The sequence below is a fragment of the Capsulimonas corticalis genome, from assembly GCF_003574315.2.
GTDB classification, from domain to species: Bacteria; Armatimonadota; Armatimonadia; order Armatimonadales; family Capsulimonadaceae; genus Capsulimonas; species Capsulimonas corticalis.
This window is the reverse complement of sequence record NZ_AP025739.1, coordinates 2,083,884-2,098,892: the sequence shown is the minus strand read 5'-3', so window position 1 is coordinate 2,098,892 and position 15,009 is coordinate 2,083,884. Positions and strand designations below refer to the sequence as shown.

The following is a 15,009-nucleotide window of genomic DNA, read 5'->3' as shown; positions in this document are numbered from 1 at the left end:
ATGAGCACCGCAAAGATCGACCCGCCGCAAACTGACACATCGCGCGCGGACCTCGTGTTCGACGCCGTGGCGGACGACTATGACGCCGCGCTCGCGCAGGGCATCGCGGTTTCGGGGGAGGATAAAAACTTCTTCGCGCGCGGGCGCGTCGAGTGGCTGGGGCGCTGTCTTTCGGATCGTACGGCGCCGCTGGGAACCGTAATCGACTACGGCTGCGGCACAGGGTCGGGCGCGCCGTTCTTGCAGGAGATCCTCCGGCCCGAACATGTCCTTGGGATCGATGTCTCGCACAAATCGCTCGCGGTCGCGCGGGCGGATTACGGAGGCTCGGGGACGTCCTTCGCGCACTGCGACGAATATGTCCCCTCGGGCGCGGCCGATATCGTTTACTGCAACGGCACGCTCCACCATGTGCCCGTGGCGGAGCGCGCCGGCGTGATCGCTTATATCTACCGATGCCTGAAGCCCGGCGGGATCTTCGCGCTCTGGGAAAACAACCCCTGGAATCCCGGCACGCAGTATGTCATGCTGCGCTGCCCGTTTGACAAGGGCGTCGTCAAGGTGACGCCGCCCGCCGCGCGCCGATTGGTGACGGATCAGGGATTTGAAATCGTCCGCCAGGACTTCTACTTCATCTTCCCGCGTTTTCTCGCGGCCCTGCGGCCTTGGGAGCCGTCCCTCACCAAGACGCCCCTGGGGACCCAGTACCAGCTCCTCTGCCGCAAGCCGCTCCAGTAACTCCCCCGCAAATTACCGTGGCGCGTTTTCCAGGCGCCACAGCCGGCGCAGGTACTTCGCGCGGCCCGGCTCCGAGATGACCGCAACCTGTGTAAAGCGCGGGTTGTCCCGGCAGAAGGTCATCATTCGGTCAAACGCATGGCTTTCGTCGGCGATATATCGAATGCCGTTTTGGCGCAAATAAGCGTCCACTTCCCCCCGCTTCCAGTACGGAACGATGCTGTGGTTCACGAGTCCGTCGAGATTGACAAGATGACGGCGGCTGAAGTACGTGGGAATGCCCGCGTTGAAACAGCCGATCGGCTCTCCCTCCGGGACCATCCGCTGGAGCCGGGGCGCGCAGTAGAATGTGGCGCGCTGCCAGACATAACTCGGTTCTCTCAGCGGCGCCCGCAGGATCGGAAGGGCGGCCAGGTAGAACAGAACGGCGGCGAAGGTCCACCGGCGCACCCGCGAATCCGCCGCCTCCCACGCCAGCGCGGCAAACCCGCAGACGACGATCCAGCACGCGGCCGCGCTGGTCGTCCAATGCCAGATCTGCAAGTCGCTGAAGCGCCACACATAAATGGCGCCCAGTGTCAGGACGTAGGCGAGAAGCCAGAGCGACAGCGCCCGGAAGGGCTCCCATGTTTGACGGCTGCGGGCGGCGAAGGCCGCGAACAGCCCCATCAGCGCCACGCCCATGGCGTCCAGCGGATCGGACGAGCCGGACAAGCCCCCAAAAACCGGGGCGAGCCACATCGGCAGCAGCCCGTCCGGAAGGGATCGGCGCGTGTCCTGATGAGCGAGCCAGAGCTGCTTCATAACGCCGCTGTCCTGCTGAAGCGTCCCCACGGAAAGATAAGAAAACAGCAGCCAGGGCGCGACGACCACGGCGGCGCAGCCGGCCGCGACCGCGACGCGCTTCAGGGACGTCCCGGTCACCGAGAAGCGCCCCGCCAAGCGCTCGAGCCCCAGAGGCAGGAGCACGAGAAACGCCAGCAGCAGCTGGTCCGTGCGGGACAGAACGGCGGCGCCCAGCACCAAGCCCAAAACCGCGCAGCGGCGCAGGGAAACGGCGCCCGTGTCCGAAAGACGCAGGGCCAGCAAAACGGCCAGCAGCGCCATGCAGGTCGCCAGCGGTCCTTCCGTCCCGCAAAGCGCCAGCCGAAGCGCGAACGGGTTGAAAAGCCAGCCCGCCGCGATCACCAGCGCGAGCATCGGGCGAAGATAGCGCTCCAGGATCTTCTTCATGATCCCGGCGCCAAGCGCATGAATGATGAGGGTGATAAGCAGCATCGCGCGCAGCAGCAGAATGCGCGTCGGAACAAGCTTCGCCGCCACGGTCAGGATCAGCATCCAGCCGGGGTGATAGCCGTTGGTGGGGTTCACGCCGTCAAAGGTGGACCGGCCGCTCTCCGCAAGATGCCGGGCGACCTGGAGATAATAAAAGGCGTCGTCCGCCACATATCCCAGCAGCCAGATGAGCGGCCGGGAGATCACAAACAAGACGATTGCCGCGTACGCGATCGCGCACAAAAAGAAAAGCCTGGCCTCCGGCGACGCCTTGGACACATCAAATTTCAAACGGACATTTCCTTTTTCGCGGACGCGGGAAAGACAGCATGGGGCGTTAGCGGGACAGGCCGTCGCCGGGGATGACCCCCTCGGCGAGCAGCTGGCATTCCAGCGGCGATAGGCTGAATCCGACGGGGCCGGCGGCGTTGATCAGCAGCTGATCGACTTCCTGGCCGAGCGCGATCCGGCACAGATCCCGCGCGGCGAGGGTGGCGTAGACGACTTTGCGCGGCCCCTGGAAAAACTCGTTCAGCGCTTCAAGATCCGAAAATCCGAGCAGCGATGGCCAGCCTTCACAGACACGGATGAGATAATTCAGGTCGGCGAGACGCGGGTTGATCGACGACGGCGGCTCATGGCGCAGCGGCGCCAGCAGCTTCGACTCGAGAAAGGTCTCGTAGAAGAGGCGCTTATCGCCGGTCCGCTCGCCCTCCAAGAGCGCGGCGGCGAGACGGCTGGCCGGTGGGGGAGGCGGAGCCTCCGGCTCGGCGCAGGGCGCGTCTTCCCGCGCCTTTGGGCGCTTGATCGATTTCCAATTAGCCATGGTTCGTAATATAAAAAAGAATGTCTTTCTCTCGCGCGTGTTTCACGCAAACAAGCGTCAAGATACGGACAGTGTAACATAAAAATACGTGGACAGCCAGCCGTGCAACAAATTGGCCGCTCCCGTGTCTCATGAAGTAACGATCTCGAAACGAATGAAGGACCCAATGGAGACGACGATTAATTCCAAGCCCGCGGAGATTCTCGAACGGCCGCCCCGGCCGGCGCGCTTTACCACGGGAACGCAGACGGCGCGCGTCACGATGGTCCTGCTGCTGCTGGGAACCTTCGGCCTCCTGAGCTGGCTGGGCATGCGCGACATGAACGAGCTGCGCGCGCTCCAGGCGCACGGCCGGATGATGGGCGCCCTGATCACGGACAAAACGGTCCGCCACGGCAAGCACGACACCTACTATCTCGACTATGATTTCTACGTCAACCAAACGTTCGTGACGGATCGCTCGTCGTTCGATTATGGGACCTGGGACAACGCCGTGATCGGCGGATCGATCCCGGTGACTTATCTGCCCGCGAACCCACACACCTACCGGCTGGGCGTCATGACTGAAGATCGGATCGCCGGGCAAGGACGCGCCTGGTTCTGGACATCGATCGTCGCATTGGCGATCCTTGGCTTGTTCACCGGAGCGCTGGAATGGACGTTCCAGGAACAGCTCACATTGATGCGCGACGGCGTCGCCGTCGCCGGATTCGTGATGGGCCGCGAAGTGATACATTCGACCGACTACCGGAATAGAAACGCGCGGCCCAAGTGTTATGTCACTTATACCATTCCGATCGGGCCGGCAGGGCGCATTTATAAAGTCGAAACGCCGTCCTGGTCGCTCATGTACGACCTGGACGTCAGCCAGCCGCTCGTCGTCCTTTGCGATCCGGCGCAGCCGGCGCGCAACCGCCCGCTCTTTCTGATGACGGCGGTGCGCGTTTAATCCGTCCTCACCTGCACCCCGAGCAGGCTCGCCAGCACCACGGTCTGGAAGGGATCGAGGATCGCGCCGCGCCACTCCCGGACGCCGATCACTAGTTCATCGATGGTGGACGTCCGAAAATCCGTGTCGACGCAAACGGCTTCGGTGAAACGGGCGCGGGTGAGATCGCAGTTGTGGAAAACGACGCCGGTCAGGTCCGCGCCGTAAAAATCCGCGTCGCGGAAGTTGCATCCCTCAAAGTGCGCGCCCTTGAACCGCGCCTGATGAAAGTGGCTGAAGGACGCGCTGCATTCATCCCATCGCAGATCCCGGAAGAACGCGTCCTCGGCGCGAAAGCCGGTCATGCGGCAGCCGGCCATCTCCACGCGCTGAGCGCCGCCGTCGCCCCAGTCGGCGTTGGAAAGATCGCACTCCTGAAACCGCGCGTCGCTCACCTGAATCTTGCGCAGCACGGCGCCGCTCCAGTTCACTCGCTGCAGCAGCGACCGCCGAATCTCCAGGTTATCCGCTTCTTGATAGGAATGATCGCGGTCGATCCAGTGGAGCGCTTCGTAGATGCGCTCCGGTTCGAGGACGCCGTCCGGAGCGCCATCATCGGCGTAGGCAGACGGCAGTTTGGGCTTTTTGATGGGTGGCTGGGTCATTGGGATCCGTGCTCGCGGTAACTTCGGTATAATGAAGAAGCATACCCGACGCGATGCGGATCGCGCGAGAGGATAGACGAATGTCGCTGATGCTCCTCGACCATTCCTCAGGATCGATTCCGGTTCTGGACCTATCGCCGTCCGGAATGCTCCTCGGCGCGCTCCTCGTGCTGGCGGTCGCCGCGCTGACCGTCGCCGCCGCCAATGCGCTGACACGGAAGTCGCCCGCCGCCGGCGCCAGCCGCCCCGGTGATCCCAATGACGACGTCTGGCCGCCTCCGCCCAAACGCTAGCCCCCGGCTAAACCACGGGCGCGGGCGCGGCGGCGGACCTCACCACGATGTTGTAGCGTTCCCCCGTCGTCTCGCCGCCGGCCGCCTGCATCGCCGCCGTAACCTGCTCTTCGCTCATCCCGCCGCGCTTCGCGATCTCCCGGAAGCGCTGCGACGTGGAGGGATGCGTCAGCCAGTACCGGTCCCACTTCCCCCACTCCATCGGCATTCGATTGAGCCGCGTGATCTTTCCCAGACCTGAAATGCACGCTTCCGGATCGCCCGTCAGCGCCAGCGCGCCGGCGTCGGCGACACGCTCGAAGGCGCGTCCCAGCATCGTCTGCCCGAGCATGCTGAGGATAAGCACGGCGGCCTGGATCACTCCCAGCCACGCGGCCGGAACATGGTGCATCGCCGCCCAGAACGCGGCGCCGATCGACAGCGCGGCGGACGCCAGATATGTCGCCCCCAGGATCATCGGGTGCTTGTGCTTCAGATGCGTCATCTCATGCGCCATAATGGCGTTGACCTCGCGCTTGCTGAGCGCATCGACCAGATACTTCGTCAGAAGGACACGGTTGCCGGTGGTGGCGAAGGCGTTGGCGAAGCTCCCGGCGGCGCCCGGCAGCACAAGCACGTCGGCGGGGGGGAGCCCGGACGCCGACGAAAAGCGTTGCGCCGCTTCGAACAGCTCTCCGCCGGTCACCCGCAGTACGGGACGCCTGCCGAGCCGCTGGACTCCCTGGCGCACGGCCAGTCCCGCCGCCGCCCAGCCGGCGGCGGCGTATGGATTGTCCAGAAAGCACGATGCGGCGACCGAGTAAAACACTACCGGCAGAAACATCGCCAGCGCGAGCAGAGAATCCTTGACGACATTCTCACTCGCGAACTGCTTGTCCCACACGCGGCGGAAGACCGGAGCCGCGATCACCGTACACGCTACAGTCGTCAGCGCCGGCAGATAGTACGCGAGGAACGGCAGCGGAATAAAGTTCAAAGGACCGTCCCAAAAGAACTCAAGGATCGCGCGCAGCCCCAGTCCGTAATTGAGCGGCAGCCAGAGCAGCCACACCACCAGCGTTATCTGCTGCAGGAAGCGATTGAACCCGAAGAGGGCGGTCGCGGAGTCCACCTCCTCGGCGGCCATGGCGCGCAGGGCTCGGGCGCGCATCCAGAACGTGATCGCGAGCGGCAGCAGCAGCACCAGCGCCAACGGCGCGCAGACGCCGATCAGATCCGCTCGCGTGTACCCCGCCTGAACCGTAACGGCGGGAGGTTTGGGAGCGCGCCGCAGCCTCCCGATCAAGCCTGGAAGCTCTGGATATTCGAAGTACGCGCGCCGGTAATAGACATTCCCGCTGGCCATCCGTTCCGGATACGCTCCGGACAGATGAAAATTCGGCGCATTACGCGGAGAAACCTCGACGACCAGATAAAGGATGTGCGCGGCGCGCATCAGGGGACGCAGCGGGTCGGGGTTGACAACGCCCTGAGCGCGCAGGCCCGTACGATGGAGCCAATCGTTCGAGCGGCGCACGACACTCCAGTTGCGGGCCATTTGACGACCGGACCAGCCGCCCAGAGGACGCACCGATCCGCCGATCGACCGGGCCAGCGCCCGGTCGACTTCCGCCGGCGACGAGGAGGCCAGCAGCGCGTCCCCTCCATCGCGATCCAGCATCACCATCGCCCAGCCCTGCCGGTCCACCACCACGCGCATCGTCATCTCCGGCGGGCCGTCGCCATTCCACTCCAAGAGCCCGCGCTTCTGTGCGTGAGCCGAAGGAGATAAAAGGAACAGCGCCAAAACGAAACAAAGCAGCAGCAGGAGTAAGTGTTTCATGCCGCCTATTACAAGCAGGCAAGCCATAAATCCTGCACGTGTCCGTCCCCTCTTTTTCGGAACGGCGGCGTGAAATAAATTGTTATAGAGAGTGAGGGTTAAGGTACAATTCCAAGTCATCTTCGCCCGATTTTCTTCCATAAGGCAAGGCTTGCACGGCAGGACGACATCCCAGGCGCAAGCGCCGTCGGAGTAAGGAGTCAACCATGTCGCTGTATGTCCATCAAACCCTTTACGAAAATCTTTGCGCCGCGCTGCGCAAACCACTCAGCCAGGGCGGCCACCTCGCTCTGACAGCCACGCTCTGCAATCAAAGCGCGCAGTCGATCGCCGACGCCGCGCAGGAGCTCACCGACGACGAGATGCTCGCGCTGTTCAACTGGCTCGACGACACCCGCGCCGAGGCGATCCTGCCCCTGCTCGGCGAAGAACGCGCCGCCTACGTCCTGCTCCACGCGCCGCCTGGCCGCCTCGCGAGCCGTCTCACACACCTGAGCCACAACGGCGACACGGACTAACACTGCGCCACACTTTTTTGTTCAGTAGATTCCAAACACCCGCCATCCCAAATGCGCGGGTGTTTTTGTGCGCCGCCCAGTTTTTGGACATAATCGGCCAGAATTGGACATAATCGGACAAGATTGTGGACAAGGACCTCCTACGACAGGCGACCAAGCAGTATCTCTGTGTCATAATTTCCTCATTCGACTATTCTCTTTTCGTCAATAAGGACGCCTCTATGAACACATTGCAATACGTCGCTCTGATCGCTCATGACAACAAGAAGCACGATATGATCGCGTTCGTGCAGCGCCATTTGGAGACCTGCCGGAGGGAGTCGCTTGTCGCGACGCGCACGACGGGGACGCATATAGAAAATGAAACGGGACTGCCGGTGACGAAGATGCTCAGCGGCCCGCTCGGCGGCGACCTGCAAATTGGCGCGCTGATCGCCACCGAGCAAGTCAAAGCCGTCATCTTCCTGCGCGACCCGCTCACCGCCCATCCCCACGAACCCGACATCAACGCGCTCATGAAAGCCTGCGACACGCACAACGTCCCTCTCGCCACCAACCTCGCCACGGCGGAGCTAATTTTGGAGCACCTCAAAGTCATTCAAGAATAGGCTTAAGGAACATTTCCATGATCCGAAAACCCATCGCGCTGCTGCTGGCCGTATTGACGCTGGCCGCGCCGGCCATTCACGCCGCGCCGTCGGACTTGCCGGCGTCCACGTCGTTTCCCGTCGCCCCGCCCCAGCCGGATTCGTTCACGCTGACGCTGCTGCATACGAACGATCTGCACGGGCATATCCTGCCGTTCCCGTACACGGAAGCCGGGCGCAGTCCGGAGGAGAATCCGTCGCGCGGCGGGGCGGCGCGGCGGGCGACGCTGATTCGCCGTCTGCGCGCAAAGATTCATAATCCGACGCTTTTAGTAGACGCCGGGGATACGTTCACGCGCGGTCCGCTCTCCAACGCGTATGAAGGCGTCGCGGATATTGAAGCGATGAACGCGGTGGGATACGAGCTGGCGGCGATCGGCAACAATGAGTTCAAGGGGCGGGACGCCACGCAGGAGCAGGATTACGACGGAGCGCAGACGGCGCTGCGGCGCGTGATCAAGCGCGCGCGGTTTCCGTGGGTTTGCGCCAATGTGCGGGCGAGCGACGGGGGACTGCTGGAGGGTGTGCAGCCGTATGTCGTGCGGCAGTGGAGCGGCGTGCGGGTCGGGTTTCTGGGGCTGACGACGAAGACGTCGGCGAAATATCCGCAGACAAAGGGCTTCGTGTTTACCGACCCCATCGAGGCCGCGAAAGAATGGATCCCGAAGGCGCGGCGGGATTGCGATATCCTCATCGCCCTCACGCACATCGGCGCCGATCAGGACATGCTGCTGGCGCAGGGAACGTCGGGCCTGGACGCCATTGTCGGCGGCCATTCACACACATTTCTCTACACGCCGCTGGCCGCCGTCAATACGGACGGCGTCGTCACGCCGATCGTCCAGGACGGCGAGTTCGGCGTGAACCTCGGCCGCTTCGACCTGACGTTTCTGCGCGGCGCGAAGGGCTGGACTCTCAAAACCTATCACGATGAGATGATCCCCATCGAAACGGGGATTTCCGACGCGCCGGATGTCGCGGCCGCCATCGCGCCCTACACGGCGCCGTTCCTCAAAGACGCCGGGACGCTGCCCAAAGCCGGCGCCACGCCGGAGGAGCGGCAACGAATCACGACACAAGTTCTCGTCGACGCCATGCGCCGAGCCACGGGCGCGTCAGTCGCGCTCAACCCATCTGGCGGCGGCATGTTTGGCGCATTCCATAGGCGTACCGTCTCCTACTACGATCTCTACTCCGCGATGCCCTTCGCCAACCATGTCTCAACGGCGACGCTGACGCCAGACGAAATCCGCAAGCTGATCGTCAAAAAGCCAGGCAGCATCATTTCGGGAGAGATTCCCGCCGGCGACGCCCCCGTCGCGGTCGCCTTCGTGGATTACGAGGCGACTTCCGAATACGGCGTTCCGGCGGCGAGCTTGACGGATACGGGGAAGGACATCCGGGACACAGTCCGGGATTTTCTGAGCAAATGAGATGAAATATGCGGCGATGGGTTGATAGGATAGGATTTTCGTAGCCGCATACGCATACGCTCCCCGGTTATGAAACCCGGGTCTGGGAGCGGCCAGAGCCGCTAACCACCCAGGGGGTACCCGGCGCCGGACGCAAATGCCGGTGGTCGATGACAAATATCCTCCGTCCGGCACGGACGGTTAGCGCCTTGCGCTCCCAGGCCCGGGTTTCATAACCGGGTTCCAATGCATCCGAGGCCGATCTTCCATCTTCAAAGCGCCGGTCGCAAGCCTTCCCAGCGTACCGTCCAGCCCTGGTCTTCCGTCGGAAAGCCGGGCGCGTGCCCCGGGGGCGCTCCCTTCCAGCCGGCGGCCATCATCGCCGTGGCGAAGAGCAGGCCGCCGTTGCCGGGCAGATACAGCGGCAGGATGGACTGCTGGTAGTTGTGGCCGTTGGCGAGATACACGTTCTTGGGCGTGTCGATAAACAGCGCTTCAATGGCCTGGTCTGGCCGGCCGAGACGCGCGGCCGTCATCGCCATCATCGGATAATCCCATCCCCAGGTCTCGCCGCGCGGCCACTTTGTCAGCACGAAATCCAATGTGCGCTGCATGGTCGGGCGATCCACGAGCGGCGTGTGCGGGACAACGCCCAAAGCGCCCAGCATCGTTGGGTGCCCGCCAATTCCGGCGTCGATCTGCTCGATCTCCCGGTAGACACCGTCGCGGACGGTCAATGGCGCGAAGTTTTGCCGGACATGGTCCCACTCCTGGGAGCGGGCCATGCCGAGGCGCTCACGCCATTGCTGGGCGACGCCCAGCGCCCACGACCAGTAGGTAAGATCGAAGGTTGGGTTTTTCGACGCGCGCCGGTCGTTGTAATTGTTCTCATAGGGCGCGACAATCGGCGCCCCCAGCTCATAGCAGCCGCGCTCCGCGTTCCACCACGGAAAGGACGCCATAAACTCCGCGCTTTCCAGCACGATCTCCTTGAAAAATTGCAGCGTCTCTTCTGTCGGCTTCGCCTGATAAATCAGCTCGGCGAAATGGATCGGATGCGGCTGCTGCCAGGTCAAAAAGGGGTTAATGCGGTTGGGACTTTCGCGCCCCTCCGGCCCCACCATTTTCGGCCAGCGCGCGCCCCGGCAGCCGATGCGCTGAGCGGTTTCGCGCGCGACCGGCAGGATGCGGCGGTAGTAGTCCAAACTTCGCATCAAGAGCGCCTCGCGCCCCCATTGCGGGAAATGCGCGGCGTGCCACCAGTGCATCTCATGGTGGAACTTGCCGTACCAACTGTTCTGAACGAGACCGGTCTCCTGCGGCGGCAGCGAGCCAGCGCTGTTGACAGCCGTTTGATACTGCGAAAGCACGATGCGCCGCTCCAGCTCCTTCCAGCGGCTGTCCCGGCTCTCGGAAAGGTCGATGGCGCCGCCCGTTGACCAGAAAGTCTTCCAATGACGCATGGCGTCCTGGCGGACTTGATCGAACGACGGAACGCTCCCATGCGTTTTCTCCATGGCCTCCGGCCCAAAGGCGATGACCAGATCGAGCGACGGCTGCCCCTTCGCCGTCCACGTATGTTCGTGCGTCGAGATTTGCCGATGATCGCTTCCCGGCGAAACGGCGGCGCGCGCGGAATATTGGGTGACGCCGTCCAGCCGGCGGGCAAACCGGTATTCGTCCTTGGCGACGCTCACCGTGGTCGTGTGGCGGTCGGGCTGCCCCCAATCGCTGGGATGCATCCAGTCGGGCGGCGCGTAGGAAAATTGCAGCCGCGCGCCAAGCGCTCCCTCGCGGACCAGCGGAGAGGTAATGCGCGCCGCCACGACATCCAGCGTGGGATGCGCCGCCGTTTCCACCAGGACCGGCTGGCCGGCGAGGCGAAAACGGCTCGACAGCAGCCCGCTCCAGAGATCGAGCTCCTGGACGATCTCCGTGATATCGTCGATTGTCACCGCCCGCTGATCGATCGACGGCAGGAGAAGGCCGATGCGGCCAAGATCGAACTTATGGGGATTGCTGTTCAGCCACTGCGCCGCCGGTCCGCCGTCGCCAAACCCGCCGCCGTTTTCGTCGCCGCTCGGGTAAGGCACGGAGCGGCCATGGCTGTCGTACGGGTTGAACGTGTCGGAAAGATGATAGCGATGATCATCGGGGGTCGTATGCCACGCCCACTGCGCCATCGTCTGCAACAACATCCCATTTCCATGAAAGTCCGGAAAGGTCTGCAGCCCCGTAATGTCGGCGGTAAATGCAAATTCGCCGTTGCCGACCGTCAGCGGCGTCATCGCATCCGGCCGGGCGAGCGCAATCTTATGCCGATCGACCAGCGCCTTCCGATCGATCTTCCCGTTCTTAGCGGCGTCGGCTTTGCCGGCGCCGTAGGAAGCCGAATGGAGAAGCGCGGCGGCTCCCATAAGCTTGACAAATGATCGCCGATTCACAACTTCATCACCAATCCGTTTTCAATCCATTTGAAATCCAGTATTTTCTCAATCTTAGCAGACGCTTCCCTTGAGTGTCAAGAAAGAATGGCGCGATTTTTAATTTTCATATTACACTGGTGTAAATTATTAAAAATTCAAATACTCATGGTATGCTAGGGTTATGAAAACGAAATTCAAGTCTGCGCGGACCTGTCTCTCACTTGTCACCCTTTTTGCCCCTTCGCTCCCATTGCTATTCCATGCGGCGCCGGCGTTCGCCGCCGGCCGAGCGCCGACCATCTGCAATCCGATGGATCTTCCCTATCGATTTCAAGCCGAAGATCCCAGCCGGCGGGAAGCGGCCGATCCGACGATGATCGTTTATCAGGGCGAATACTGGCTGTTCCCTTCCAAAAGCCTGGGATACTGGCGCTCCAAAGACTTTGTTCACTGGACGTTCGTGACGCCGGCGGGGCTGCCGATCGACAACTACGCGCCCACCGTGATGGAGATCGGCGGCAAGATGTACTGGACCGTCGGCGGCGCGGGCATCTACGAAAGCGACGATCCCGGCAAAGGCCAATGGAAGCTCGTCAGCGACACGCAAAATCAGGGCGATCCAGCCCTGTTCCGGGACGACGACGGACGCGTTTACCTCTACAGCGGATGCAGCGACAAGGACCCCATCGGTGGTCAGGAGCTGGACCCCAAGAACGGCTTCAAGCCGCTCACGGCGCGGATCCCGTTTTTCGCGGGCGTCACGCCCAAACACGGCGGGGAGATCCCGGCCGAGCCGACCGACACCCCGCCCTACAAAGATTCCGGCGCCTGGATCGAAGGCTCCTGGATGACCAAACACGACGGCAAATACTACCTTCAGTATTCCGCCCCCGGAACCCAGTACAAATCCTACAACGACGGCGTTTATGTCGGCGACCATCCTCTCGGGCCATTCACTTATGCGCCCTACAGCCCTTTCTCGCTCAAACCCACGGGCTTCGCGACCGGCGCGGGCCACAGCTCGACGTTTCAGGACCTCGGCGGGCGATATTGGCATATCGCGACCATGACGATCTCCATTCGCCATATGTTCGAGCGCCGTCTCGGCGTCTTCCCCGCCTGGTTTACCCGCGACGGCCAGATGGTCTGCGACACTTACCTCGGCGACTACCCCCAGTATGCCCCAGGCGTCGTCAAAGACCCGTCCAAAGGCAACCTGACCGGCTGGATGCTCTTAGATTATCAAAAGACGGCGACGGCGTCCTCCACGCTTGACGCGCATCCGATCGAAGCGGCGTTTGACGAAGACATGCGCACCTGGTGGTCGGCCAAAACGGGCGATCCGGGCGAATGGCTTCAGGTCGATCTTGGAAAATCGTGCCGCATCGACGCCGCCCAGATCAACTTCGCCGATGAAGGCTCCACGCAGCTTGGCCTGCTTCAGGACGGCTACGGCTATAAACTCGACGTGAGCGCCGACGGCAAGACCTGGACGACCATTGTAGACCGCAGCGTCGAGAAGCGCGATTCGCCGCACGACTACATCCCGCTGGAGAAACCCGTCACGGCCCGCTACGCCCGAATCACCAATACGCACACCCCAGGCGGCGCCAAATTCTCAATCAGCGGCCTGCGCCTCTTCGGCAGCGGTCTGGGGAAGGCGCCCCAAAAGCCCGAAGGCGTCCAGGTCAAGCGAGACGCCGCGGACGGGCGCCAGGCCACGATTTCCTGGAAGCCCGTCGCCGGCGCGGACGGTTATATCGTCCGCTATGGCGTCGCCAAGGACAAACTCTTCAGCAACTATCAGGTCTACGGCGCCAGCACGCTCAGCATCCACACGCTCAACGTCGGCGTTTCTTACTTCTTCACGGTGGACACGTTTAACGACAGTGGAGTCACTTTGGGGACTGATGTAGTTTCGGAGTAGGTTTTCCCCCACCCCACAATAAATTACGGGGCTACAGCGAGCGCATTGAACCCCGCACTGAAGTACGGGGCTGGGGGTTGCTTCGCAACCAGTGCCCAAAGGGCGCCCACCGTCCCGGACGGAAGACCAAGGATCGCAGGCGTAGAGACTCTTCCGTCCGGCACGGACGGTCGGCGCGAAGCGCCCCCAGCCCCGTAATTTATTGCGGGGTCCTTAATGCGAAGCGCCCCCAGCTGGCTAATTTATTGCCCAGTACGCGAAAACCGACTCTTGTGAATGGGGCCGGGACATCCTATTTCATCAAAATCGCATCGATCTTATCACGCCGCGCGCTCGTTTTCCCTGTCGCGAGATACGCGGATTCGAACGCCGCGATCTCGTCCTTCTCCGCGTCGACATGGCGCAGACGGGAGTAAGGGATATTGTACTTCCCGGCGAGCATCGCGAACGTCTCGCCCCGGTTGAGCGCCCAGAAGACATCCTTGAACCTTTGGCCCGAAAGTTTCGCGATCTTCAGCATCGTCGCGACCTGGTTGTCGGAGTAGTGATTCCCTTTGGCGGTCGCGATGTCGGCGTAGTCGTAGGTCGAATTGTTGAGTTTGCTGTAGTCGAGCTTTTCCGACTGGAGCGCCTTCGTGACGGTCCAGCCATCGCCGTCCTGCGCGTGGGCGGCCGGCGCGAGATTGCCGGCGAGCGCCGCGAGGGCGACGGCGGCGAGGGTCCACTGTATCTTTTTCATCGTTTGATCCTTTCGGCGGCGATTATCGGACGATATATGGCGAGACCTTCGCCAGCACGGCGTCCGGATCCATCGGCATATCGATCCCATGGTTGTCCGAAGCGAGGGGCGAGCTGGGTTTGGAGCCGCCGAACAGCTGGTTTTGCACCAGAGTCAGCGTCGCCGTGTGGCGCGCTTCCGTGCCCTGGATCGCCGCCGCCGCCGTGATGAAGAGGCGTGTCTTCAGGTACGGGACCGCGCCCAGATAAGCCGCCGTTCCGAGCGCTTCCGCCGTCAGCACCAGATCCAGCACTTCCTCTCGCGACTTAGTCTCGATGCCGAAATCGTATTTGTAAGGACTCACGGCGATCCCGTGAAACAGGCTATTGAGCGAGCCGCGCAGGAAGTCGCGATGCTCCGCCTCGACTTCGGCGAAGATTTTCAAGTACTTGACGTCCGGCTCCATATCATTGACGCCCAGACCGGGGATCTGCTTGCCGAGCTTGTTGGTCCCGCCCATCGTCAGGCGCTGCACGGCCTGGATGTAGAGGTCCGATTCTAAATCCTCCAGAGTCAGGGCGTAGTTCAGGACCTGGATGTCGTCTCCAGCCTTCAGGCCGCCCGGCAAATTGAGAATCTTGGGGCGATAGATGTCTTTATATTGCAGCGGCGCTGCGGCGCGGACGAGGCTTGGGCCGAGCAGCGTAGCTCCGGCCACGATCGCCGCCGTCCGCGCGGCCGATCCCAAAAATTCTCGACGCTCCGTATGGGCAATCGGTTCGTGGTTCATGGTCAATTCCTTTCGCGCGTCTCA

The 15,009-nt window shown here is 62.5% G+C and carries 14 protein-coding genes; 7 read left to right on the top strand and 7 right to left on the bottom strand.

What is annotated here, in order from left to right:
* The gene (locus D5261_RS08980; protein WP_119324207.1) at positions 1-738 is read left to right on the top strand and encodes a class I SAM-dependent methyltransferase; all 738 of its coding nucleotides are present in this window, start codon (positions 1-3) and stop codon (positions 736-738) included.
* Positions 739-750: 12 nt separating this feature from the next.
* Here the strand turns inward: D5261_RS08980 and D5261_RS08975 are convergent, their stop codons facing one another.
* Entirely contained in the window at positions 751-2,304 is a 1,554-nt protein-coding gene (locus D5261_RS08975) for a DUF8728 domain-containing protein (protein ID WP_119324208.1), read from the bottom strand.
* Between the two features lie 46 nt (positions 2,305-2,350).
* On the bottom strand, positions 2,351-2,839 hold the full coding sequence (locus tag D5261_RS08970) for an SseB family protein (RefSeq protein ID WP_119324209.1): 489 nt from the start codon (positions 2,837-2,839) through the stop codon (positions 2,351-2,353).
* Between the two features lie 166 nt (positions 2,840-3,005).
* Between D5261_RS08970 and D5261_RS08965 the strand changes: the two genes are divergently transcribed.
* Positions 3,006-3,788: a DUF3592 domain-containing protein gene (locus D5261_RS08965; protein WP_119324210.1), complete on the top strand. Its 783-nt coding sequence runs from the start codon at positions 3,006-3,008 to the stop codon at positions 3,786-3,788.
* Here D5261_RS08965 and D5261_RS08960 read toward each other — a convergent pair.
* Positions 3,785-4,432: a pentapeptide repeat-containing protein gene (locus tag D5261_RS08960; protein WP_119324211.1), complete on the bottom strand. Its 648-nt coding sequence runs from the start codon at positions 4,430-4,432 to the stop codon at positions 3,785-3,787. The two genes, D5261_RS08965 and D5261_RS08960, sit on opposite strands and share 4 nt — an antisense overlap.
* Positions 4,433-4,512: 80 nt before the next feature.
* On the opposite strand from D5261_RS08960, the gene D5261_RS08955 reads away from it, so the two are divergent.
* Positions 4,513-4,725: a hypothetical protein gene (locus D5261_RS08955; protein WP_119324212.1), complete on the top strand. Its 213-nt coding sequence runs from the start codon at positions 4,513-4,515 to the stop codon at positions 4,723-4,725.
* 7 nt (positions 4,726-4,732) lie between these two features.
* Here D5261_RS08955 and D5261_RS08950 read toward each other — a convergent pair whose 3' ends face one another.
* Entirely contained in the window at positions 4,733-6,547 is a 1,815-nt protein-coding gene (locus D5261_RS08950) for a M48 family metallopeptidase (protein ID WP_125206272.1), read from the bottom strand.
* A 206-nt stretch (positions 6,548-6,753) separates the two neighbouring features.
* On the opposite strand from D5261_RS08950, the gene D5261_RS08945 reads away from it, so the two are divergent.
* The 3 genes from D5261_RS08945 (at position 6,754) to D5261_RS08935 (ending at position 9,145) form a co-directional block, all read left to right on the top strand.
* Positions 6,754-7,065, top strand: coding sequence for a magnesium and cobalt transport protein CorA (locus D5261_RS08945; RefSeq protein WP_119324214.1), 312 nt, complete (start codon positions 6,754-6,756; stop codon positions 7,063-7,065).
* Positions 7,066-7,286: 221 nt separating this feature from the next.
* Positions 7,287-7,673, top strand: a complete 387-nt coding sequence (locus tag D5261_RS08940; RefSeq protein WP_119324245.1) for a methylglyoxal synthase — start codon at positions 7,287-7,289, stop codon at positions 7,671-7,673.
* 17 nt (positions 7,674-7,690) lie between these two features.
* Entirely contained in the window at positions 7,691-9,145 is a 1,455-nt protein-coding gene (locus D5261_RS08935; RefSeq protein WP_119324215.1) for a bifunctional metallophosphatase/5'-nucleotidase, read from the top strand.
* 251 nt (positions 9,146-9,396) lie between these two features.
* Here the strand turns inward: D5261_RS08935 and D5261_RS08930 are convergent, their stop codons facing one another.
* On the bottom strand, positions 9,397-11,568 hold the full coding sequence (locus D5261_RS08930; protein WP_218025739.1) for a hypothetical protein: 2,172 nt from the start codon (positions 11,566-11,568) through the stop codon (positions 9,397-9,399).
* Between the two features lie 163 nt (positions 11,569-11,731).
* On the opposite strand from D5261_RS08930, the gene D5261_RS08925 reads away from it, so the two are divergent.
* The gene (locus D5261_RS08925) at positions 11,732-13,477 is read left to right on the top strand and encodes a family 43 glycosylhydrolase (protein ID WP_119324216.1); all 1,746 of its coding nucleotides are present in this window, start codon (positions 11,732-11,734) and stop codon (positions 13,475-13,477) included.
* 292 nt (positions 13,478-13,769) lie between these two features.
* On the opposite strand, the gene D5261_RS08920 is transcribed toward D5261_RS08925, so the two are convergent.
* Together D5261_RS08920 and D5261_RS08915 are read right to left on the bottom strand one after the other, a co-directional pair.
* On the bottom strand, positions 13,770-14,216 hold the full coding sequence (locus tag D5261_RS08920) for a hypothetical protein (RefSeq protein ID WP_119324217.1): 447 nt from the start codon (positions 14,214-14,216) through the stop codon (positions 13,770-13,772).
* A gap of 22 nt (positions 14,217-14,238) precedes the next feature.
* A complete protein-coding gene (locus D5261_RS08915; protein WP_119324218.1) occupies positions 14,239-14,985 on the bottom strand; it encodes a ferritin-like domain-containing protein in 747 nt (248 codons plus the stop codon).
* Between the last annotated feature and the right edge of the window lie 24 nt (positions 14,986-15,009).